The organism is Streptomyces sp. KR55 (assembly GCF_052245645.1).
GTDB classification, from domain to species: Bacteria; Actinomycetota; Actinomycetes; order Streptomycetales; family Streptomycetaceae; genus Streptomyces; species Streptomyces flavusporus.
This window is the reverse complement of the sequence record NZ_JBQQCE010000123.1, coordinates 1-22,237: the sequence shown is the minus strand read 5'-3', so window position 1 is coordinate 22,237 and position 22,237 is coordinate 1. Positions and strand designations below refer to the sequence as shown.

Below are 22,237 nucleotides of genomic sequence, written 5' to 3'. Positions count from 1 at the left end.
GCCCTGATGCGCCAGCTCGGCGCCGAGGGCGTCTTCGTCGGCTCCGGCATCTTCAAGTCCGGCGACCCGGCCAAGCGTGCCGCCGCCATCGTGAAGGCCACCACCTTCTACGACGACCCGAAGATCATCGCCGATGCGTCCCGCAACCTCGGCGAGGCCATGGTCGGCATCAACTGCGACACCCTCCCCGAGACCGAGCGCTACGCCAACCGCGGCTGGTAAGGCACCACACCCATGAGCCACACCCCCGTCATCGGCGTCCTGGCCCTCCAGGGCGACGTACGGGAGCACCTCATCGCCCTGGCCGCGGCCGACGCCGTGGCCAGGCCGGTGCGGCGCCCCGAAGAGCTCGCCGAGGTCGACGGCCTCGTCATCCCCGGCGGCGAGTCCACCACCATCTCCAAGCTGGCCGTCCTGTTCGGCGTGATGGAGCCCCTCCGCGCGCGCGTGCGGGACGGCATGCCCGTCTACGGCACCTGCGCGGGCATGATCATGCTCGCCGACAAGATCCTCGACCCGCGCTCGGGTCAGGAGACCGTCGGCGGCATCGACATGATCGTGCGCCGCAACGCCTTCGGGCGGCAGAACGAGTCCTTCGAGGCAGCGGTCGACGTGAAGGGCATCGCGGGCGATCCTGTGGAGGGCGTCTTCATCCGCGCCCCCTGGGTCGAGTCCGTCGGCGCCGAGGCCGAGGTGCTCGCCGAGCACGACGGCCACATCGTCGCGGTCCGTCAGGGCAACGCGCTGGCCACGTCGTTCCACCCGGAACTGACCGGCGACCACCGTGTGCACAGCCTCTTCGTGGACATGGTGCGCGCGAACCGGACAGCGGAGTCCTTGTAGGATCTCTGGCGTCGTTGCAGAGATGGGTTACGCGAAGGAGACAGGCAGATGTCCGGCCACTCTAAATGGGCCACGACGAAGCACAAGAAGGCCGTGATCGATGCCAAGCGCGGCAAGCTCTTCGCGAAGCTGATCAAGAACATCGAGGTCGCGGCCCGTATGGGCGGCGCCGACCCCGAGGGCAACCCGACGCTGTACGACGCCATCCAGAAGGCGAAGAAGTCGTCGGTTCCGAACAAGAACATCGACTCCGCGGTCAAGCGCGGCGCCGGCCTGGAGGCCGGTGGCGCCGACTACGAGACGATCATGTACGAGGGCTACGGCCCGAACGGCGTCGCGGTGCTCATCGAGTGCCTCACCGACAACCGCAACCGCGCCGCCTCCGAGGTCCGCGTCGCCATGACCCGCAACGGCGGCTCCATGGCCGACCCGGGCTCCGTGTCGTACCTGTTCAACCGCAAGGGCGTCGTCATCGTCCCCAAGGGTGAGCTGACCGAGGACGACGTCCTGGGTGCCGTCCTGGACGCGGGCGCCGAGGAGGTCAACGACCTCGGCGAGAACTTCGAGGTCATCAGCGAGGCCACCGACCTGGTCGCAGTCCGCACCGCTCTGCAGGACGCCGGGATCGACTACGACTCCGCCGAGGCCAACTTCGTCCCGACCATGCAGGTCGAGCTGGACGAGGAGGGCGCCAAGAAGATCTTCAAGCTGATCGACGCGCTCGAGGACAGCGACGACGTGCAGAACGTCTTCGCCAACTTCGACGTCAGCGACGACATCATGGAGAAGGTCGGCGCGTAACGCTGCCGCGCGAGCCGCGATTTCGGCGGGCCGGTGGGGATGCATCCCACCGGCCCGCCGCTGCTGTCAGTGGCAGCGGATAGCCTGGCACAGTCGAAAGATCACCGTCCACGGACCGCAACCAGCAATTGAGGAACCCCGACGGTGCTCAGCCAGGTCCGCGAGAGCGGCGGCGGTTCAGCCGCGCAGAAGGGAGGGGCCCGTGCGGGTACTCGGGGTGGACCCGGGGCTGACCCGGTGCGGTGTCGGTGTCGTCGAGGGGGTGCCCGGGCGGCCGCTCACGATGCTCGGCGTCGGCGTCGTCCGTACGCCCGTCAACGCCGACCTCGGGCACCGCCTGGTCGCCATCGAGCAGGGCATCGAGCAGTGGCTCGACGAGCACCGGCCCGAATTCGTCGCCGTGGAGCGGGTGTTCAGCCAGCACAATGTGCGCACGGTGATGGGCACGGCCCAGGCCAGCGCCGTCGCCATGCTCTGCGCCGCCCGCCGCGGCATCCCCGTCGCCCTGCACACCCCCAGCGAGGTCAAGGCAGCCGTCACCGGCACCGGCCGTGCCGACAAGGCCCAGGTCGGCGCCATGGTCACCCGCCTGCTGCGGCTGGACGCGCCGCCCAGGCCCGCCGACGCCGCCGACGCCCTTGCGCTCGCCATCTGCCACATCTGGCGCGCCCCCGCGCAGAACCGGCTCCAACAGGCCGTCGCCCTGCACACCGCACAAGCAACAGCACCGAAAGGCCGTACGGCATGATCGCCTTCGTCAGCGGCACGGTCGCCGCCCTCGCCCCCGACGCCGCGGTGGTCGAGGTCGGCGGCGTCGGCATGGCCGTCCAGTGCACGCCCAACACGCTGTCGACGCTCCGCATCGGCCAACCCGCCAAGCTCGCCACCTCCCTGGTCGTACGGGAGGACTCCCTGACGCTGTACGGCTTCGCGGACGACGACGAGCGCCAGGTCTTCGAGCTGCTGCAGACCGCGAGCGGTGTCGGCCCCCGCCTGGCACAGTCGATGCTCGCCGTGCACACCCCGGACGCCCTGCGCCGCGCGGTCGCGACCGGCGACGAGAAGGCCCTCATCGCCGTCCCCGGCATCGGGAAGAAGGGCGCCCAGAAGCTGCTGCTGGAGCTCAAGGACCGTCTGGGCGAGCCGATCGGCGCCCCCGCGGCCGGCACCCCGGTCACCGGCGGCTGGCGCGACCAGCTGCACGCCGCCCTGATCGGCCTGGGCTACGCCACCCGCGAGGCCGACGAGGCGGTCGCCGCGGTCGCCCCGCAGGCCGAGGCTGCCGACGGCACCCCCCAGGTCGGCCGGCTGCTGAAGGCCGCCCTGCAGACGCTCAACAGAGCCCGCTGACGAGGGGCACCGTGCAGGGCACGGGACAGAGGCGTCCTGAAATCGCCCCCGAGAAGCCGGAAACCGCCCACCGCAGGAGAATTTCAGTGAACTGGGACGACACGACCGACACCCCCGCCGCCGCCGCGGAGCGGCTGGTGGGTTCTGTCGCCGACCGTGAGGACCAGGCCGTCGAGGCCGCACTGCGACCCAAGGACCTGGACGAGTTCATCGGCCAGGAGAAGGTCCGCGAGCAGCTCGACCTGGTTCTGCGCGCCGCACGCGCGCGTGGCGCCACCGCCGACCATGTGCTGCTCTCCGGCGCTCCCGGCCTCGGAAAGACCACCCTCTCGATGATCATCGCGGCCGAGATGGGTGCCCCGATCCGCATCACCTCCGGCCCCGCCATCCAGCACGCCGGTGACCTCGCGGCGATCCTCTCCTCCCTGCAGGAGGGCGAGGTCCTCTTCCTGGACGAGATCCACCGCATGTCGAGGCCCGCCGAGGAGATGCTCTACATGGCGATGGAGGACTTCCGTGTCGACGTCATCGTCGGCAAGGGCCCCGGCGCCACGGCCATCCCGCTCGAGCTGCCGCCGTTCACCCTGGTCGGCGCCACCACACGCGCAGGACTGCTGCCGCCCCCGCTGCGCGACCGCTTCGGCTTCACCGCGCACATGGAGTTCTACGAGCCGGCCGAGCTGGAGCGCGTCATCCACCGCTCCGCGAGCCTGCTGGACGTCGAGATCGAGGCCGACGGTGCCGCCGAAATCGCCGGCCGTTCCCGCGGGACCCCCCGTATCGCCAACCGCCTGCTGCGCCGCGTACGGGACTATGCGCAGGTCAAGGCCGACGGGATCATCACGCGCGAGATCGCGGGCGCGGCGCTGAAGGTGTACGAGGTCGACGCCCGCGGACTCGACCGCCTCGACCGCGGCGTGCTCGAAGCCCTGCTCAAGCTGTTCGGCGGCGGACCGGTCGGCCTGTCCACGCTCGCCGTCGCGGTGGGGGAGGAGCGCGAGACCGTCGAGGAGGTCGCCGAGCCCTTCCTCGTACGGGAGGGCCTGCTGGCCCGCACCCCGCGCGGCCGCGTCGCCACCCCCGCGGCATGGGCGCATCTCGGCCTCACCCCGCCCCGCACGGGAGCCGCGGGAAACGGACAACAGGACCTGTTCGGGGCGTGACGGCGAGGGCATTGGCCGGACCAGGAACCCCGGTGCCATGCTGAGCGTTGTTCCATGCGCGCGGACTCGCTTAGACTCCGCCGATGCCGCCTTCCCCGGCGGCAGACATACCCCCATCCATCAGGCCGCTCACCTGCGCGGTCGTGCGAAGGAAAATTCGTCCCGTGAATAGCCTCGTGACCCTCCTCCCGTTCATCGTGCTCATCGGGGCCATGATCCTGATGACCCGCTCGGCCAAGAAGAAGCAGCAGCAGGCCGTCGACATGCGGAATCAGATGCAGCCCGGTTCCGGCGTCCGCACCATCGGGGGCATGTACGCAACGGTCAAGGAGGTCAACGAGGACACGGTCCTCCTCGACGCCGGCCCGGGCGTCGAGCTCCTCTTTGCGAAGAACTCGATCGGTGCCGTGCTCTCCGACGACGAGTACAACCGCATCGTCCACGGCATCGAGCACGACCTGAAGTCCGACGCGGACTCCGTCCCGGACGACGCCTCCTCCCTCACCGAGACCGACGAGTCCGCCGACGCCGCCGCCTCCGCCGACAAGTCCGTCGACCTCGGCAAGAAGGACGCGGACGAGGAGCCCTCCGACAGCACCGCGGCCGAGACGGACGACGAGCCGAAGAAGACCGACGGCGACTCCGACGCGAAGTAGTCATGTCCCGGAAGGCGCGGGCCGGGCTCGCGCGCCCCGGGACATGCGCATCTCGCACGGGATCCCGACACCATGTCATGGCCGCTCGCCCGCTGACCCGGCGTGCGGCGGCCCGAGAGGGAGTACGAGAAGGTGGCAGCACCTAAAAAGGGCCGGAGCGCGAGCGCCCAGAGCAAGCCGGGGCGCTCGCTGGCCCTGATCCTGATCGCCATCGTGGCGCTCACCGGGGGCATGTTCGCCTCCGGGCACACCACTCCGCGTCTCGGCATCGACCTGGCCGGTGGTACGAGCATCACGCTCCGCGCAGTCCCCGAGGACGGCAACGAGTCCGCGATCAACAAGAAGAACATGGACACCGCGGTCGACATCATGAACCGCCGTGTCAATGGTCTCGGTGTCTCGGAGGCCGAGGTCCAGACCCAGGGCGATCGCAACATCATCGTCAACATCCCCAAGGGCACCAACTCGGAGGAAGCCCGGCAGCAGGTCGGCACCACTGCCAAGCTCTACTTCCGTCCCGTCCTCGCCACCGAGGCAACCGGTGGCCCCGCGCCGTCGCCCTCGCCCAGCGCCTCCACCAGCGGTTCGGCGAGCCCGTCGGCGTCCGGCTCCGAGAAGGCGAGCGCGACCCCCTCGGCGTCCGCCACCACGCAGGGCCGCGCCGTCACCGACGCACTGAAGGCCGACCCCACCCCCTCCGCCACGCCCTCGGGGTCCGCCTCGCCCAGCGCCTCCCCGTCGGCGAGCGGCGGCACCACCGACGACAGCAAGCTCCAGGCCCAGTACGCGGCCCTCGACTGCAGCAAGGCGGCGACCCGCGCCACGGCCGGCGACGGCGCCAAGCCCGAGGAGTCGACCGTCGGCTGCGGTGAGATCCAGGGCGTCTGGTACAAGTACCTGCTCGGCCCGGCCGGCGTGGACGGCACCGAGGTCGACAAGGCCCAGGCCGTCTACGACACCCAGAGCGGCGCCGGCTGGAAGGTCCAGATGGACTTCACCGACGCGGGCGCCAAGAAGTTCGCCGACATCACCGGCCAGCTCGCGCAGAACCAGTCCCCGCAGAACCAGTTCGGCATCGTCCTCGACGGCGAGGTCGTCTCCAGCCCGTACGTCAGCCAGTCCATCACCGGCGGCAACGCCGAGATCTCCGGCAGCTTCACCCAGCAGGAGGCCGAGAACCTCGGCAACATGCTGTCCTACGGCGCCCTGCCGCTGACCTTCAAGGAGGACAGCGTCACCACGGTGACCGCGGCGCTCGGCGGCGAGCAGCTCCAGGCCGGTCTCATCGCAGGTGCCATCGGTCTCGCTCTGGTCGTCCTCTACCTGCTGGTCTACTACCGCGGCCTGTCGTTCATCGCGATCCTCTCGCTGATGATCTCCGCCGCCCTCACGTACGTGATCATGTCGCTACTCGGCCCGACCATCGGCTTCGCGCTGAACCTGCCGGCCGTCTGCGGTGCGATCGTCGCGATCGGCATCACGGCGGACTCGTTCATCGTGTACTTCGAACGGGTCCGGGACGAGATCCGTGAGGGACGCTCGCTGCGTCCCGCGGTCGAGCGGGCCTGGCCGCGCGCCCGGCGCACCATCCTGGTCTCCGACTTCGTGTCGTTCCTCGCCGCCGCGGTGCTCTTCATCGTCACCGTCGGCAAGGTCCAGGGCTTCGCGTTCACGCTCGGCCTGACCACCCTGCTGGACGTCGTGGTGGTCTTCCTCTTCACCAAGCCGCTGCTGACGCTCATGGCCCGCAGGAAGTTCTTCGCCAGCGGCCACCCGTGGTCCGGTCTCGACCCGAAGCGACTCGGTGCCCGGCCGCCGCTGCGCCGCACCCGCCGTCCCGCCGCCCCCGTCGAAACGAAGGAGGCGTGAGATGTCGAAGCTCGGCAACCTCGGCGCCCGACTGCACCGAGGCGAGGTCAGTTACGACTTCGTCGGCAACCGCAAGATCTGGTACGGCATCTCGATCCTGATCACCATCACGGCCATCGTCGGCCTGGCGGTGCGCGGCCTGAACATGGGCATCGAGTTCCAGGGCGGTGCCGTCTTCACCACACCCAAGACGTCCGTCTCGGTCTCCCAGGCCGAGGAGTACGCGGAGGAGGCGTCCGGTCACGACGCCATCGTCCAGGGGCTCGGCAACGGCAGTCTGCGGATCCAGATCGCCGGTATCGACACCGACAGGTCGGACCAGATCAAGGAAACGCTCGCCGAGGACCTGAAGGTCGACTCGGAGAGGATCAACGCCGAACTGGTCGGCCCCAGTTGGGGTGACCAGATCGCCAACAAGGCCTGGCAGGGCCTCGGGATCTTCCTGATCCTCGTGGTGATCTATCTGGCGATCGCCTTCGAGTGGCGCATGGCGCTCGCCGCGTTCGTCGCCCTGATCCACGACATCACCATCACGGTCGGCATCTACGCCCTCGTCGGCTTCGAGGTCACACCGGGCACGGTGATCGGTCTGCTGACGATCCTCGGTTACTCGCTCTACGACACGGTCGTCGTCTTCGACAGCCTCAAGGAGCAGACGAAGGAGATCACCAAGCAGACCCGCTGGACATACAGCGACGTCGCCAACCGTTCCATCAACAGCACCCTGGTCCGCTCGATCAACACCACCGTGGTGGCGCTGCTGCCGGTGGCGGGCCTGCTGTTCATCGGTGGCGGTGTCCTCGGCGCCGGCATGCTCAACGACATCTCGCTGTCGCTGTTCGTCGGTCTCGCGGCCGGTGCGTACTCCTCGATCTTCATCGCCACGCCGCTCGTCGCCGACCTCAAGGAGCGCGAGCCGCAGATGAAGGCCCTGAAGAAGCGCGTCCTCGCCAAGCGGGAGAAGGGCGAGCCGCTGGAGGCCGAGACCGCCGGCGAGTCGTTCGCCGACGAGCCCGAGGACGCAGCCCCGGCCGTCGTCGGCCCGCGCAACCAGCCCGCGTCCCGCAACCGGGGCCGCGGCCGACCCTCGGGGAAGCGCCGATGACCGAGCTCGCAGACATCAAGACGCTGCTGCTCAGCCGCATCCGCGACGTGTCCGACTACCCGGAGCCGGGCGTGATGTTCAAGGACATCACCCCGCTCCTGGCGGACCCGGCGGCGTTCACCGCGCTCACCGACGCGCTGGCCGAGATCGCCGGGCGCACCGGCGCCACGAAGGTCGTCGGCCTGGAGGCCCGTGGCTTCATCCTCGGCGCCCCAGTCGCCGTCCGGGCCGGCGTCGGCTTCATCCCCGTACGCAAGGCGGGCAAGCTCCCCGGAGCCACCCTCCGCCAGGCGTACGACCTGGAGTACGGCTCCGCGGAGATCGAGGTGCACGCCGAGGACCTGACCGGAGGCGACCGTGTCCTGGTCGTCGACGACGTCCTCGCCACCGGCGGCACCGCCGAGGCCTCCCTCGAGCTCATCCGCCGGGCCGGTGCCCAGGTCGCGGGCGTCGCCGTCCTGATGGAACTGGCGTTCCTGAACGGTCGCGTCCGCCTGGAACCGGCCCTCGACGGGGCACCGCTGGAGGCGCTCCTCACCGTCTGAGCCGGCGTTCAGGACGTCGGCTCGGCACCGGCGTGCAAGGCAGGCGAAAGGCGCACGCCACCCGTATGACACCGCTGAGGCGGGCCCGGAGGAATCCGGAGCCCGCCTCTGGTGTTACCGGGGTACATGGTCCTCAGATCGGTCTGAGGGCGATCCTGGAGCTCAGGATCGCTACCATGGGATCTCCGGAGCCTGACCGGGGGACCCGGATCGCGCACGAGGAGCCCTCTTGCCAGACGAGGCCCAGCACCTGACCGCCGCCAAGCCCGAGCGCGCCTCGGAGCCCGCGGCCAAACCCGCGCCGCATACGAAGAACGACACCCGCGGGTCGGTGGAGCACGCCCAGTCCGCGCCCGTCGCCAAGGCGGCAGAGTCCTCGCGCCCCAAGCCCTCCCCCACTCTCGACTCCGCTCGAGCGGGGGGACCCCCATCTGCCGAGCGCCCCGCGCCCACGCCCCCGATCCGCCCCGCCGCGACGCCGCAGACCCCGCGCTCCGGCTCCTCCAACCGCGTCCGCGCCCGCCTCGCCCGCCTCGGCGTCCAGCGCGCCAACCCGTACAACCCGGTGCTGGAGCCGCTGCTGCGGATAGTGCGCAGCAACGACCCCAAGATCGAGACGTCGACGCTCCGGCAGATCGAGAAGGCCTACCAGGTCGCCGAACGCTGGCACCGCGGCCAGAAGCGCAAGAGCGGCGACCCGTACATCACGCACCCCCTCGCCGTCACCACCATCCTCGCCGAGCTGGGTATGGATCCGGCCACCCTGATGGCCGGCCTGCTGCACGACACGGTCGAGGACACCGAGTACGGCCTGGACGATCTGCGCCGCGACTTCGGCGACGTGGTCGCCCTGCTCGTCGACGGCGTCACCAAGCTGGACAAGGTCAAGTTCGGCGAGGCCGCGCAGGCCGAGACCGTGCGCAAGATGGTCGTCGCCATGGCCAAGGACCCGCGCGTCCTGGTCATCAAGCTCGCCGACCGCCTGCACAACATGCGCACCATGCGCTACCTCAAGCGCGAGAAGCAGGAGAAGAAGGCGCGCGAGACGCTCGAGATCTACGCGCCGCTCGCCCACCGCCTGGGCATGAACACCATCAAGTGGGAACTGGAGGACCTCGCCTTCGCGATCCTCTACCCCAAGATGTACGACGAGATCGTGCGTCTGGTGGCCGAGCGGGCGCCCAAGCGCGACGAGTACCTCGCGATAGTGACCGACGAGGTCCAGCAGGACCTGCGCGCCGCCCGCATCAAGGCGACCGTCACCGGCCGCCCGAAGCACTACTACAGCGTCTACCAGAAGATGATCGTCCGCGGTCGCGACTTCGCGGAGATCTACGACCTGGTGGGCATCCGCGTCCTCGTGGACACCGTCCGCGACTGCTACGCGGCCCTCGGCACGGTGCACGCGCGATGGAACCCGGTCCCCGGCCGGTTCAAGGACTACATCGCGATGCCCAAGTTCAACATGTACCAGTCGCTGCACACGACGGTCATCGGCCCCAACGGCAAGCCGGTCGAACTCCAGATCCGCACGTTCGACATGCACCGCCGCGCCGAGTACGGCATCGCCGCGCACTGGAAGTACAAGCAGGAGGCCGTGGCCGGTGCCTCCAAGGTGCGCACCGACGTGCCCAAGGTGCCGTCGGGCAAGGCCGGCAAGGACGCTGCCGCCATCAACGACATGGCGTGGCTGCGGCAGCTCCTCGACTGGCAGAAGGAGACCGAGGACCCCAGCGAGTTCCTCGAGTCGCTGCGCTTCGACCTCTCCCGCAACGAGGTCTTCGTCTTCACCCCGAAGGGCGACGTCATCGCGCTCCCGGCCGGCGCGACTCCGGTCGACTTCGCGTACGCGGTCCACACGGAGGTCGGCCACCGCACCATAGGGGCGCGGGTCAACGGGCGGCTCGTCCCGCTGGAGTCCACCCTGGACAACGGCGACCTGGTGGAGGTCTTCACCTCCAAGGCGGCCGGCGCCGGCCCCTCCCGGGACTGGCTCGGCTTCGTGAAGTCGCCGCGCGCCCGCAACAAGATCCGGGCGTGGTTCTCCAAGGAGCGCCGCGACGAGGCGATCGAGCAGGGCAAGGACGCCATCGTCCGCGCGATGCGCAAGCAGAACCTGCCGATCCAGCGGATCCTCACCGGTGACTCCCTCGTCACCCTCGCCCACGAGATGCGCTACCCCGACATCTCCGCGCTGTACGCGGCGATCGGCGAGGGCCATGTCTCCGCGCAGAACGTCGTCCAGAAGCTCGTCCAGGCGTTCGGTGGCGAGGAGGCCGCCACCGAGGAGATCGACGAGAGCGTGCCGCCCGCGCGCGGACGCGGCCGCAAACGCCGCACCAGCACCGATCCGGGCGTCGTCGTCAAGGGCGTCGACGACGTGTGGGTCAAGCTGGCCCGCTGTTGTACGCCCGTCCCCGGCGACCCCATCATCGGCTTCGTCACGCGCGGTAGCGGTGTATCGGTTCACCGCAGCGACTGTGTGAACGTCGAGTCACTGTCCCGCGAACCCGAGCGCATCCTCGACGTCGAGTGGGCGCCCACCCAGTCGTCGGTCTTCCTGGTCGCCATCCAGGTCGAGGCCCTGGACCGCTCCCGGCTCCTGTCCGACGTCACCCGGGTCCTGTCCGACCAGCACGTCAACATCCTCTCCGCGGCCGTCCAGACCTCCCGCGACCGCGTCGCCACCTCCCGCTTCACCTTCGAGATGGGCGACCCGAAACATCTCGGCCACGTCCTGAAGGCGGTCCGGGGAGTGGAGGGCGTCTACGACGTGTACCGGGTGACGTCGGCGCGCAGCAGGTCGTAGAGCCGCACGAGAGACACGAGAGAGGGGCTCCCGTACGTCGGTACGGGAGCCCCCTGTCATGCCTGCCGGGCGTCGGGGTCAGCCGCCGAACTCCTGGAGGCCCTTCAGCGCCTGGTCCAGCAGGGCCTGGCGGCCCTCCAGCTCCCGCTCGAGCTTGTCGGCCCTGGCGTTGTTGCCCTGGGCGCGCGCCTGCTCGATCTGCGTCTTCAGCTTGTCCACCGCGGCCTGGAGCTGGCCCGTCAGACCCTCGGCACGCGCGCGTGCCTCCGGGTTGGTGCGGCGCCACTCGGCCTCCTCGGCCTCCTGGATGGCCCGCTCGACGGCGTGCATCCGGCCCTCGACCTTCGGCCGGGCATCCCGCGGCACATGGCCGATGGCCTCCCAGCGCTCGTTGATCGAGCGGAACGCGGCCCGCGCCGCCTTCAGATCCGTGACCGGGAGGATCTTCTCGGCCTCACCGGCCAGCTCCTCCTTGAGCTTGAGGTTCTCCGCCTGCTCCGCGTCACGCTCGGCGAAGACCGAGCTGCGGGCGGCGAAGAAGACGTCCTGGGCGCCGCGGAAGCGGTTCCACAGGTCGTCCTCGTGCTCGCGCTGGGCGCGGCCCGCCGCCTTCCACTCGGACATCAGCTCGCGGTAGCGCGCGGCCGTCGGACCCCAGTCGGTCGACCCCGAAAGGGCCTCGGCCTCGGCGACCAGCCGCTCCTTGGTCCTGCGGGCCTCCTCGCGCTGCGCGTCCAGCTGCGCGAAGTGCGCCTTGCGGCGCTTGGAGAACGCCGACCGGGCGTGCGAGAAGCGGTGCCACAGTTCGTCGTCCGACTTGCGGTCCAGCCGCGGCAGCCCCTTCCAGGTGTCCACCAAGGCCCGCAGCCGCTCGCCGGCCGCCCGCCACTGGTCCGACTGCGCCAGTTCCTCGGCCTCGACGACCAGCGCCTCCTTGGCGTGCCGCGCCTCGTCCGCCTGCCGCGCCCGCTGCGCCTTGCGCTGCTCGCGCCGCGCCTCGACGGTCTGGACCAGCTTGTCCAGCCGGGCCCGCAGCGCATCCAGATCGCCGACCGCGTGGTGCGCGTCGACCTGCTCGCGCAGATGGTCGATCGCGGCCTTGGCGTCCTTCGCCGACAGGTCGGTCGTCTGCACTCGCTTCTCGAGGAGGCCGATCTCGACAACCAGGCCCTCGTACTTGCGCTCGAAGTAGGCCAGCGCTTCCTCAGGGGAGCCTGCCTGCCAGGAACCGACGACCTTCTCGCCGTCGGCCGTACGCACGTACACGGTCCCCGTCTCGTCGACGCGGCCCCACGGGTCGCTGCTCACAGCGCCTCCTCCACATGATGCCTGCGCAGGGCCTCGGGCCCCCGGGCATCGTCCACAGTTTCGTCACGGCCAACATAGGCGACCGGCGGGTTGCCTGTCCGCATCCCGCGCGACCGAAATTCCGCAGTTGGCGGTCAGGATTTCGTGACGGTTGCCTTGTTGATCACGACCGTTGCATTCGGGGCCCCGTCACCGGCGCCCGTGCTCTCACCTGCGGCGGCGATCTTCTTCAGCACGGTCATGCCCGACTTGGAAACGGTACCGAACGGTGTGTAGCTGGGGGGCAGCTGACTGTCCTGGTACACGAGGAAGAACTGGCTGCCACCGGAGTCCGCCTGCCCCGTGTTCGCCATCGCCACCGTGCCCGCCGGGTACACGTTGCCCTTGAGGCTCTTGTCCTTCAGATTCTCGTCCGGAATCGTGTAGCCGGGACCGCCGCTGCCGCTGCCCGTCGGGTCGCCGCACTGGAGCACGTAGATGCCGTTGGTGGTCAGGCGGTGGCACTTCGTGTGGTCGAAGTAGCCCTTGCCGGCCAGGAAGTCGAACGAGTTGACGGTGTGCGGGGCCGCCGACGTCTTCAGGTCGATGTCTATGTCACCGCACGTCGTCGCCAGCTTCATCGTGTACGCGGCCGACTTGTCGATGGTCATCGCCGGCTCCTTCTTCCAGGTCTCCGACTTGACCTTGCCCGCGGCGGGCTTCTTGCACGGGTCCGGCAGCGGGCTGGCGGGCGAGGAGCTCTCGGTGACCTCCGCCCCCGCGTTGGTCTTCTCGTCCTCCTTGAGGACGCCGGTCGTGTACAGCGCGAGGCTGCCGATCAGCACCACGCCGAGCGCCGACGCGATCACGGCGTTGCGCATACGCGCCTTTCGCCGGGCGTCGGTGCGCCGCTGCTGCTGCCGCAAGAACTTCTCCCGGGCGAGCTGACGCCGCCGCTGTTCCTGGCTGACCACCGGGTTTACTCCTCATGCGTCTCGAACGTCGACCGGTTACGCGCGCGTGCCCAGGCTCTGTCGGCAGATTCCCGCCTGCCCCGCCCTCCGGGCGGACGACGGGAATCTGCCGACAGAGCCTGAAGCCGACCGCCTGCGTGTGCCCCGTACCGTATATGGGTTCGCTGAGGATTCGGCAGCGCCGGTAGGCTCTGACGTCAGGCGCAGCCGCCGCCAAGTCCGCCCGTACCGACCCAAACGAAGGACGATCGTGCTCATTGCCGGGTTCCCCGCCGGGGCCTGGGGGACGAACTGTTATCTCGTCGCCCCCGCCGCCGGTGAGGAGTGCGTGATCATCGACCCCGGCCACCAGGCCGCCGAAGGTGTCGAGGAAGCGATCAGGAAGCATCGGCTCAAGCCCGTCGCCGTCGTCCTCACCCACGGCCACATCGACCACGTGGCCTCGGTCGTCCCGGTCTGCGGCGCGCACGACGTACCGGCCTGGATCCACCCCGAGGACCGGTACATGATGAGCGACCCCGAGAAGGCCATCGGCCGGTCCATCGGGATGCCGCTGATGGGCGAGCTGACCGTGGGGGAGCCCGACGACGTCGAGGAACTCGCCGACGGCGTCAGGCTCGAGCTGGCGGGACTGGAGCTCTCCGTCGCGCACGCGCCGGGCCATACCAAGGGGTCGGTGACCTTCCGGATGCCCGAGACCGCCGACATCCCGTCGGTCTTCTTCTCCGGGGATCTGCTCTTCGCCGGCTCCATCGGACGCACCGACATGCCCGGCGGTGACATGGCCGAGATGCTCGACTCGCTGGCCCGCGTGTGCCTGCCGCTCGACGACTCGACCGTGGTGCTGTCCGGCCACGGCCCCCAGACGACCATCGGCCAGGAACGCGCCACCAACCCGTATCTGCGGCAGGTGGCCGCCGGCCAGGGAGTCCCCGGGACTCCCCGACGAGGAATGTGACGAGAGACCTTCCGTGAGCACCTTCAAGGCCCCCAAGGGCACGTACGACCTGATCCCGCCGGACAGCGCCAAGTACCTGGCCGTCCGTGAGGCGATCGCGGCCCCGCTGCGCAACTCCGGCTACGGCTACATCGAGACGCCCGGCTTCGAGAACGTCGAGCTCTTCGCGCGCGGTGTCGGTGAGTCCACCGACATCGTCACCAAGGAGATGTACGCCTTCGAGACCAAGGGCGGCGACAGGCTCGCCCTGCGCCCCGAGGGCACCGCGTCCGTGCTCCGTGCCGCCCTGGAGGCCAACCTGCACAAGGCGGGCAACCTCCCGGTCAAGCTCTGGTACTCGGGCTCGTACTACCGCTACGAGCGCCCGCAGAAGGGCCGCTACCGCCACTTCTCCCAGGTCGGCGCCGAGGCGATCGGCGCCGAGGACCCGGCCCTCGACGCCGAGTTGATCATCCTGGCCGACCAGGCGTACCGCTCGCTGGGACTGAGCAACTTCCGCATCCTGCTCAACAGCCTGGGCGACAAGGAATGCCGGCCGGTGTACCGGAGCGCGCTGCAGGACTTCCTGCGCGGCCTGGACCTGGACGAGGACACGCTGCGCCGCGCGGAGATCAACCCGCTGCGCGTCCTCGACGACAAGCGGGAATCGGTCCAGAAGCAGTTGACAGGAGCCCCTCTCCTGCGCGACTACCTCTGCGACGCCTGCAAGGCGTACCACGAGGAGGTGCGCGAGCTGCTCGGCGCGGCGGGCGTCGCCTTCGAGGACGACCCGAAGCTGGTGCGCGGCCTGGACTACTACACCCGCACGACCTTCGAGTTCGTCCACGACGGTCTCGGCTCCCAGTCCGCGGTGGGCGGCGGCGGCCGCTACGACGGCTTGTCGGAGATGATCGGCGGCCCCGCCCTGCCGTCCGTCGGCTGGGCGCTCGGCGTCGACCGCACGGTGCTCGCCCTGGAGGCCGAGGGTGTCGAGCTCGAACTCCCCGCCGCGACCAGCGTGTTCGCGGTGCCGCTCGGCGAGGAGGCCCGCCGGGTGCTGTTCGCCAAGGTCACCGAGCTGCGCAAGGTCGGCATCGCCGCCGACTTCTCCTACGGCGCCAAGGGCCTCAAGGGCGCCATGAAGAACGCCAACCGCAGCGGCGCCCGCTACACGATCGTGGCCGGTGAACGCGACCTCGCCGAGGGCGTCGTCCAGCTCAAGGACATGGAGTCCGGCGAACAGACGGCGGTCGGCGTCAACGAGATCGTGGCGGAACTGGAGGCACGGCTCGGCTGATTGCCGTTGCTGAGGGCGTCGGCTGTCTTCCGAGGCATCCGGCGCCCTCGCGCATGTCCGGAACCGAACGGCAGGCCGGCGTCCTTATGCTCAGCAAACGCCTTACACACGGGCGCGTGCGGCACAATGGCCCATGCTGGAAGCAGATCCCCCTCGAGTGACGGAATCGGCGTGATGAGCAAGACGACAGTCAGGGACGTCTCCACCGAGCCCGAACCGGAGAGCGCAGCCGCCGAGCCGCGGACGGTCGGTGGTAGCCGGGCCTTCGCTCTGCTGCTGGTGATCACGGGAGCTGCGGGGCTGCTGGCCGCGTGGGTCATCACGCTCGACAAGTTCAAGATCCTCGAAGCCAAGGCCGAGGGCGAGACGTTCACGCCGAGCTGCAGCCTCAACCCCATCGTCTCCTGCGGTAGCGTCATGGAGAGCGACCAGGCCTCCGCCTTCGGGTTCCCCAACCCGATGCTCGGCCTCGTCACCTACGGCATCGTGATCTGCGTCGGTATGAGCCTGCTCGCCCGGGCCCGCTTCCCGCGCTGGTACTGGCTCACCTTCAACGTCGGCACGCTCTTCGGCGTCGCCTTCTGCACATGGCTGCAGTTCCAGTCGCTGTACCGGATCAACGCGCTGTGCCTGTGGTGCTCGCTGGCCTGGGTCGCCACGATCGTCATGTTCTGGTACGTGACGTCGTTCAACATCCGGAACAACTTCCTGCCGGCCCCCGCCGGCCTCAAGCGATTCTTCGCCGAGTTCACCTGGGTGCTGCCGGTCACGCACGTCGGCATCATCGTCATGCTGATCCTCACCCGCTGGGGCAGCCAGCTCTGGGCCTGAGGCCGGGCCCCGGGGGCGTTGTCAGTGGGGTGAATTAGGGTTTCAGCGTGGAACCCGACCTGTTCACCGCCGCCGCAGAAGAACGCCAGGAGAAGGACCCGACCGCAAGTCCCCTGGCGGTGCGGATGCGCCCGCTCACCCTCGACGAGGTCGTGGGCCAGCAGCACCTGCTGAAGCCCGGCTCGCCCCTGCGCCGACTGGTCGGCGAGGGCGCCGGGGGACCGGCGGGTCCGTCCTCGGTGATCCTGTGGGGCCCGCCCGGCACCGGCAAGACGACCCTCGCCTACGTCGTCTCCAAGGCCACCAACAAGCGCTTTGTGGAGCTCTCCGCGATCACCGCCGGTGTCAAGGAGGTCCGCGCGGTCATCGACGGCGCCCGCCGCGCCACCGGCGGCTTCGGCAAGGAGACCGTCCTCTTCCTCGACGAGATCCACCGCTTCAGCAAGGCCCAGCAGGACTCCCTCCTCCCGGCCGTCGAGAACCGCTGGGTCACGCTGATCGCCGCCACCACGGAGAACCCGTACTTCTCGGTGATCTCACCCCTCCTCTCCCGCTCCCTGCTGCTGACCCTCGAGCCCCTCACGGACGACGACATACGCGGTCTGATCCGCCGGGCTCTCACCGACGACCGCGGCCTCAACGGCGCCGTCGCCCTTCCCGAGGACACCGAGGCCCATCTGCTGCGGATCGCCGGCGGCGACGCCCGCCGCGCCCTGACCGCCCTGGAGGCCGCCGCCGGAGCCGCGCTCGACAAGGGCGAGACGGACATCGGGCTCCGGACGCTGGAGGAGACCGTCGATCGCGCCGCCGTGAAGTACGACCGCGACGGCGACCAGCACTACGACGTGGCCAGCGCCCTGATCAAGTCCATCCGCGGCTCCGACGTCGACGCGGCCCTGCACTACCTGGCCCGCATGATCGAGGCCGGCGAGGACCCCCGCTTCATCGCGCGCCGCCTGATGATCTCCGCCAGCGAGGACATCGGCCTCGCCGATCCGCACGCCCTGCCCATCGCGGTCGCCGCCGCCCAGGCCGTCGCCATGATCGGCTTCCCCGAGGCCGCCCTCACGCTCAGCCACGCCACCATCGCCCTCGCCCTGGCCCCCAAGTCCAACGCCGCGACGACCGCGATCGGCGCCGCCCTGGACGACGTACGCAAGGGACTGGCCGGCCCCGTCCCGCCACACCTGCGCGACGGGCACTACAAGGGCGCCGCCAAGCTGGGCCACGCCCAGGGGTACGTCTATCCGCACGATCTGCCCGAGGGCATCGCCGGCCAGCAGTACGCCCCGGACGCCCTCAAGGACCGGGAGTACTACACACCGACCCGGCACGGCGCCGAGGCACGCTACGCGGACGCCGTGGAGTGGACCAGGAAACACCTCGGTCGCAGGCGGCCCTGAGCAGCCTGTAGACTTGCTCGAAGCGCTGCGTCCCGTGCCCAGCACCTCGAAAGGGGAGCCGGCACCACCAGAACGGGACATCCAGCCGGAGAACCCGGCCCCCGGGCAGGGATCTCCAGGAGCGTCGCGCACCGGCGAACGGTGTCGCGGGCAGCCCACCACCACCCGAAGTTCCGGGAGCGGTCGGTGGGCCACTCGCGTGCTGCACGTATGTGCCCAGACCAGGGGAGCGGCTGCCCGGCAGGTCCGTGAGCGGACCCAGCGGGTTTCCCCGGCTGCGGATGCGACCTCCCCTAACCCTGGTGAAGCCGTATTCGTATAAGAAACACGAGGTGTTTGGTTCATGGCGAACCAGTCCCGCCCCAAGGTCAAGAAGTCGCGTGCCCTCGGTATCGCGCTGACCCCGAAGGCCGTCAAGTACTTCGAGGCCCGTCCCTACCCGCCGGGTGAGCACGGCCGTGGCCGCAAGCAGAACTCGGACTACAAGGTCCGTCTGCTCGAGAAGCAGCGTCTGCGCGCGCAGTACGACATCTCCGAGCGTCAGCTGGTCCGCGCCTACGAGCGTGCCTCCAAGGTGCAGGGCAAGACCGGTGAGGCCCTGATCGTCGAGCTCGAGCGTCGTCTCGACGCGCTGGTCCTTCGTTCGGGCATCGCCCGCACGATCTACCAGGCCCGTCAGATGGTCGTTCACGGCCACATCGAGGTCAACGGCCAGAAGGTCGACAAGCCGTCGTTCCGCGTCCGTCCCGACGACGTCGTGATGGTCCGCGAGCGCAGCCGCGAGAAGACCCTCTTCTCCATCGCCCGTGAGGGTGGCTTCGCCCCCGACGGCGAGACCCCGCGCTACCTCCAGGTGAACCTCAAGGCCCTGGCGTTCCGCCTGGACCGCGAGCCGAACCGCAAGGAGATCCCGGTGATCTGCGACGAGCAGCTCGTCGTCGAGTACTACGCCCGCTGATCCCAGCCGGCAGGCAGTACCTCAGCCCGTCGTCTCCCCGCCCTTCCGGGCGGGCGAGGCGGCGGGCTTCCGCATACGCGGCGCCCGCCCGCCGCCGGGCCGTAATCCGGTACGGAGTCCCAGCCCCGGCGCGATAGGCTCGGTGCACGACTTTTTCGATGTTCAGGGTTCAGGCACGTTTCAGGGAGCGGGTGCGCAGTGTCCGGTGGAGAGGTGGCCGGGATCCTGGTGGCCGTCTTCTGGGCGATCCTGGTCTCCTTCCTCGCGGTGGCACTCGCGAGGCTGGCCCAGACGCTCAGGGCGACCACCAAGCTCGTGGCGGACGTGACCGACCAGGCCGTCCCGCTGCTGGCCGACGCCTCCGCGGCGGTGCGCTCCGCACAGACCCAGATCGAGCGGGTCGACGCGATCGCCTCGGACGTCCAGGAGGTCACGTCGAACGCGTCCGCGCTCTCGACGACCGTCGCCTCCACGTTCGGCGGGCCCCTGGTCAAGGTCGCCGCCTTCGGCTACGGCGTACGCCGGGCCCTCGGCGGCCGCAAGGAGGACGTGCCCGCCAGGACGTCGAGGCGTACCGTGATCGTGGGCCGGACCGTCCCGGCCGCGCGGCGGGCGAAGCGGAAGAAGGACTGAGACCTAGCGATGTTCCGCCGTACGTTCTGGTTCACCACGGGTGTCGCCGCCGGAGTGTGGGCCACCACCAAGGTCAACCGCAAGCTGAAGCAGCTGACCCCCGAGAGCCTCGCCGCCACGGCCGCGAACAAGGCGATCGACGCGGGCCACCGGCTCAAGGACCGCGCGGTGGGCTTCGCCCTCGACGTCCGCGACAACATGGCCCAGCGGGAGGCCGAGCTGGGGGAGGCGCTCGGCATCCACGAGGACCCCGAACTCCCCACGCTGCGGCGGTATGCCGCCATCGAGAACCGCAACAAGCCGAAGACGTACGTCATCGACAGCACGACGTACTCGTACAACCGGAATGAGGACCACTGATGGAGTCGGCTGAGATCCGCCGCCGCTGGCTGAGCTTCTTCGAGGAGCGCGGGCACACCGTCGTCCCTTCGGCGTCGCTCATCGCGGACGACCCGACTCTGCTCCTCGTCCCGGCCGGCATGGTGCCCTTCAAGCCCTACTTCCTGGGCGAGGTCAAGCCTCCCTACGCCCGCGCCACGAGCGTGCAGAAGTGCGTGCGCACACCCGACATCGAAGAGGTCGGCAAGACCACGCGGCACGGCACGTTCTTCCAGATGTGCGGCAACTTCTCCTTCGGCGACTACTTCAAGGAAGGCGCCATCAAGTACGCCTGGGAGCTGCTCACCACGCCCCAGGACAAGGGCGGTTACGGCCTCGACCCCGAGCGTCTGTGGATCACCGTCTACCTCGAGGACGACGAGGCCGAGCGCATCTGGCGCGATGTCGTGGGCGTGCCCGCCGAGCGCATCCAGCGCCTCGGCAAGAAGGACAACTACTGGTCCATGGGCGTCCCCGGCCCGTGCGGCCCGTGCTCCGAGATCAACTACGACCGCGGTCCCGAGTTCGGCGTCGAGGGCGGCCCCGCCGTCAACGACGAGCGGTACGTGGAGATCTGGAACCTCGTCTTCATGCAGTACGAGCGTGGCGAGGGCACCGGCAAGGAGGACTTCGAGATCCTCGGCGAGCTGCCGAGCAAGAACATCGACACCGGCCTCGGCATGGAGCGGCTCGCCATGATTCTGCAGGGCGTGCAGAACATGTACGAGATCGACACCTCGATGGCCGTCATCAACAAGGCCACCGAGCTGACCGGCGTGCGCTACGGCGACGCCCACGACTCGGACGTCTCCCTGCGCGTGGTCACCGACCACATGCGCACGTCCGTGATGCTCATCGGCGACGGTGTCACCCCCGGCAACGAGGGCCGCGGCTACGTCCTGCGCCGCATCATGCGCCGCGCCATCCGCAACATGCGCCTGCTCGGTGCCACCGGCCCGGTCGTCAAGGACCTGATCGACGTCGTCATCGGCATGATGGGCCAGCAGTACCCCGAGCTCATCACCGACCGCGAGCGCATCGAGAAGGTGGCCCTCGCCGAGGAGAACGCCTTCCTCAAGACGCTGAAGGCCGGCACCAACATCCTCGACACCGCCGTCGCCGACACCAAGGCCGCCGGCTCCACCGTTCTGCCCGGCGACAAGGCCTTCCTGCTCCACGACACGTGGGGCTTCCCGATCGACCTCACCCTGGAGATGGCCGCCGAGCAGGGCCTATCCGTGGACGAGGACGGCTTCCGCCGCCTGATGAAGGAGCAGCGGGAGCGCGCCAAGGCCGACGCCCAGGCCAAGAAGACCGGCCACGCCGACCTCGGCGCCTACCGCGAGATCGCCGACAGCGCCGGGGAGACCGAGTTCATCGGCTACACCGACACCGAGGGCGAGTCCACGATCGTCGGCATCCTCGTCGACGGCGTCTCCTCCCCGGCCGCCACCGAGGGCGACGAGGTCGAGATCGTCCTCGACCGCACGCCGTTCTACGCCGAGGGCGGCGGCCAGATCGGCGACACCGGCCGGATCAAGGTCGACACCGGCGCCGTGATCGAGGTCCGCGACTGCCAGAAGCCGGTCCCGGGCGTGTACGTCCACAAGGGCGTCGTCCAGGTCGGCGAGGTGACGGTCGGTGCCAAGGCTCAGGCCTCGATCGACAACCGGCGCCGCAAGGCCATCGCCCGCGCCCACTCGGCCACCCATCTCACCCACCAGGCTCTGCGCGACGCCCTCGGCCCGACGGCCGCCCAGGCCGGCTCCGAGAACCAGCCCGGCCGCTTCCGCTTCGACTTCGGCTCGCCGTCCGCCGTACCGACGGCCGTGATGACCGACGTCGAGCAGAAGATCAACGAGGTGCTCGCCCGCGACCTCGACGTGCGCGCCGACATCATGGGCATCGACGAGGCCCGCAAGCAGGGCGCCATCGCCGAGTTCGGCGAGAAGTACGGCGAGCGCGTGCGCGTCGTGACCATCGGCGACTTCTCCAAGGAGCTGTGCGGCGGCACGCATGTGCACAACACCGCCCAGCTGGGCCTGGTGAAGCTGCTCGGCGAGTCGTCCATCGGCTCCGGTGTCCGCCGGATCGAGGCCCTGGTCGGCGTGGACGCCTACAACTTCCTCGCCCGCGAGCACACGGTCGTCAACCAGCTCACCGAGCTGCTCAAGGGCCGCCCGGAGGACCTGCCGGAGAAGGTCTCCACCATGCTCGGCAAGCTGAAGGACGCCGAGAAGGAGATCGAGAAGTTCCGCGCCGAGAAGGTGCTCCAGGCCGCCGCCGGCCTCGCCGATTCCGCCAAGGACGTGCGCGGCGTCGCCCTGGTCACCGGCCAGGTCCCGGACGGCACCACCGCCGACGACCTGCGCAAGCTGGTCCTCGACGTGCGCGGCCG

Annotated in this window: 20 protein-coding genes and 1 pseudogene; 19 read left to right on the top strand and 2 right to left on the bottom strand. The window is 69.6% G+C overall.

Going from position 1 to position 22,237, the window contains the following annotated elements; translation table 11 throughout:
- The 11 genes and pseudogenes from ACTWQJ_RS19675 to ACTWQJ_RS19625 all read left to right on the top strand — a co-directional run.
- Nucleotides 1-222: pseudogene (locus ACTWQJ_RS19675) on the top strand (pyridoxal 5'-phosphate synthase lyase subunit PdxS); the annotation flags it as partial.
- 12 nt (nucleotides 223-234) lie between these two features.
- Nucleotides 235-843: a pyridoxal 5'-phosphate synthase glutaminase subunit PdxT gene (gene pdxT / locus ACTWQJ_RS19670; protein WP_385511416.1), complete on the top strand. Its 609-nt coding sequence runs from the start codon at nucleotides 235-237 to the stop codon at nucleotides 841-843.
- Nucleotides 844-891: 48 nt separating this feature from the next.
- On the top strand, nucleotides 892-1,644 hold the full coding sequence (locus ACTWQJ_RS19665) for a YebC/PmpR family DNA-binding transcriptional regulator (protein WP_224737020.1): 753 nt from the start codon (nucleotides 892-894) through the stop codon (nucleotides 1,642-1,644).
- A 202-nt stretch (nucleotides 1,645-1,846) separates the two neighbouring features.
- Complete coding sequence (ruvC, locus tag ACTWQJ_RS19660; RefSeq protein WP_443307933.1) at nucleotides 1,847-2,392, top strand: crossover junction endodeoxyribonuclease RuvC; 546 nt, start codon at nucleotides 1,847-1,849, stop codon at nucleotides 2,390-2,392.
- Complete coding sequence (gene ruvA, locus ACTWQJ_RS19655) at nucleotides 2,389-2,994, top strand: Holliday junction branch migration protein RuvA (protein ID WP_443307932.1); 606 nt, start codon at nucleotides 2,389-2,391, stop codon at nucleotides 2,992-2,994. Before ruvC ends, ruvA begins: the two co-directional genes overlap by 4 nt.
- An 86-nt stretch (nucleotides 2,995-3,080) precedes the next feature.
- Nucleotides 3,081-4,157 carry a Holliday junction branch migration DNA helicase RuvB gene (gene ruvB, locus ACTWQJ_RS19650; RefSeq protein WP_443307931.1) on the top strand — a complete coding sequence of 359 codons (1,077 nt, stop codon included), beginning with the start codon at nucleotides 3,081-3,083 and terminating at the stop codon, nucleotides 4,155-4,157.
- A 164-nt stretch (nucleotides 4,158-4,321) separates the two neighbouring features.
- The gene (yajC, locus tag ACTWQJ_RS19645; protein ID WP_443307930.1) at nucleotides 4,322-4,813 is read left to right on the top strand and encodes a preprotein translocase subunit YajC; all 492 of its coding nucleotides are present in this window, start codon (nucleotides 4,322-4,324) and stop codon (nucleotides 4,811-4,813) included.
- A 132-nt stretch (nucleotides 4,814-4,945) separates the two neighbouring features.
- On the top strand, nucleotides 4,946-6,682 hold the full coding sequence (gene secD / locus ACTWQJ_RS19640) for a protein translocase subunit SecD (protein ID WP_443307929.1): 1,737 nt from the start codon (nucleotides 4,946-4,948) through the stop codon (nucleotides 6,680-6,682).
- Nucleotide 6,683: 1 nt separating this feature from the next.
- Nucleotides 6,684-7,787 (top strand): protein translocase subunit SecF, encoded by a 1,104-nt coding sequence (gene secF / locus ACTWQJ_RS19635; RefSeq protein ID WP_443307928.1) that lies wholly within the window; start codon nucleotides 6,684-6,686, stop codon nucleotides 7,785-7,787.
- On the top strand, nucleotides 7,784-8,332 hold the full coding sequence (locus tag ACTWQJ_RS19630) for an adenine phosphoribosyltransferase (protein ID WP_443307927.1): 549 nt from the start codon (nucleotides 7,784-7,786) through the stop codon (nucleotides 8,330-8,332). Before secF ends, ACTWQJ_RS19630 begins: the two co-directional genes overlap by 4 nt.
- Before the next feature lie 229 nt (nucleotides 8,333-8,561).
- Nucleotides 8,562-11,141: a RelA/SpoT family protein gene (locus ACTWQJ_RS19625; RefSeq protein WP_443307926.1), complete on the top strand. Its 2,580-nt coding sequence runs from the start codon at nucleotides 8,562-8,564 to the stop codon at nucleotides 11,139-11,141.
- Between the two features lie 78 nt (nucleotides 11,142-11,219).
- On the opposite strand, the gene ACTWQJ_RS19620 is transcribed toward ACTWQJ_RS19625, so the two are convergent.
- Nucleotides 11,220-12,449: a DUF349 domain-containing protein gene (locus tag ACTWQJ_RS19620; protein WP_443307925.1), complete on the bottom strand. Its 1,230-nt coding sequence runs from the start codon at nucleotides 12,447-12,449 to the stop codon at nucleotides 11,220-11,222.
- A 134-nt stretch (nucleotides 12,450-12,583) separates the two neighbouring features.
- Nucleotides 12,584-13,402, bottom strand: coding sequence for a peptidylprolyl isomerase (locus ACTWQJ_RS19615; protein ID WP_443307924.1), 819 nt, complete (start codon nucleotides 13,400-13,402; stop codon nucleotides 12,584-12,586).
- Nucleotides 13,403-13,652: 250 nt separating this feature from the next.
- On the opposite strand from ACTWQJ_RS19615, the gene ACTWQJ_RS19610 reads away from it, so the two are divergent.
- The 8 genes from ACTWQJ_RS19610 to alaS form a co-directional block, all read left to right on the top strand.
- The gene (locus tag ACTWQJ_RS19610; RefSeq protein ID WP_443307923.1) at nucleotides 13,653-14,360 is read left to right on the top strand and encodes an MBL fold metallo-hydrolase; all 708 of its coding nucleotides are present in this window, start codon (nucleotides 13,653-13,655) and stop codon (nucleotides 14,358-14,360) included.
- Nucleotides 14,361-14,373: 13 nt separating this feature from the next.
- Nucleotides 14,374-15,636, top strand: coding sequence for a histidine--tRNA ligase (hisS, locus tag ACTWQJ_RS19605; protein ID WP_443307922.1), 1,263 nt, complete (start codon nucleotides 14,374-14,376; stop codon nucleotides 15,634-15,636).
- A 174-nt stretch (nucleotides 15,637-15,810) separates the two neighbouring features.
- A complete protein-coding gene (locus ACTWQJ_RS19600; RefSeq protein ID WP_443307921.1) occupies nucleotides 15,811-16,467 on the top strand; it encodes a vitamin K epoxide reductase family protein in 657 nt (218 codons plus the stop codon).
- 47 nt (nucleotides 16,468-16,514) lie between these two features.
- Nucleotides 16,515-17,870 carry a replication-associated recombination protein A gene (locus tag ACTWQJ_RS19595; protein ID WP_443307920.1) on the top strand — a complete coding sequence of 452 codons (1,356 nt, stop codon included), beginning with the start codon at nucleotides 16,515-16,517 and terminating at the stop codon, nucleotides 17,868-17,870.
- Nucleotides 17,871-18,213: 343 nt separating this feature from the next.
- Nucleotides 18,214-18,828 (top strand): 30S ribosomal protein S4, encoded by a 615-nt coding sequence (gene rpsD, locus ACTWQJ_RS19590; RefSeq protein WP_189699697.1) that lies wholly within the window; start codon nucleotides 18,214-18,216, stop codon nucleotides 18,826-18,828.
- Between the two features lie 198 nt (nucleotides 18,829-19,026).
- Nucleotides 19,027-19,461, top strand: a complete 435-nt coding sequence (locus ACTWQJ_RS19585) for a DUF948 domain-containing protein (RefSeq protein ID WP_165396151.1) — start codon at nucleotides 19,027-19,029, stop codon at nucleotides 19,459-19,461.
- Between the two features lie 9 nt (nucleotides 19,462-19,470).
- Nucleotides 19,471-19,821, top strand: coding sequence for a hypothetical protein (locus tag ACTWQJ_RS19580; RefSeq protein WP_385261445.1), 351 nt, complete (start codon nucleotides 19,471-19,473; stop codon nucleotides 19,819-19,821).
- Nucleotides 19,821-22,237, top strand: a 2,417-nt coding sequence (gene alaS / locus ACTWQJ_RS19575; protein ID WP_443307919.1) for an alanine--tRNA ligase, incomplete at its 3' end; no start/stop codon positions are given. The genes ACTWQJ_RS19580 and alaS, both read left to right, overlap by 1 nt.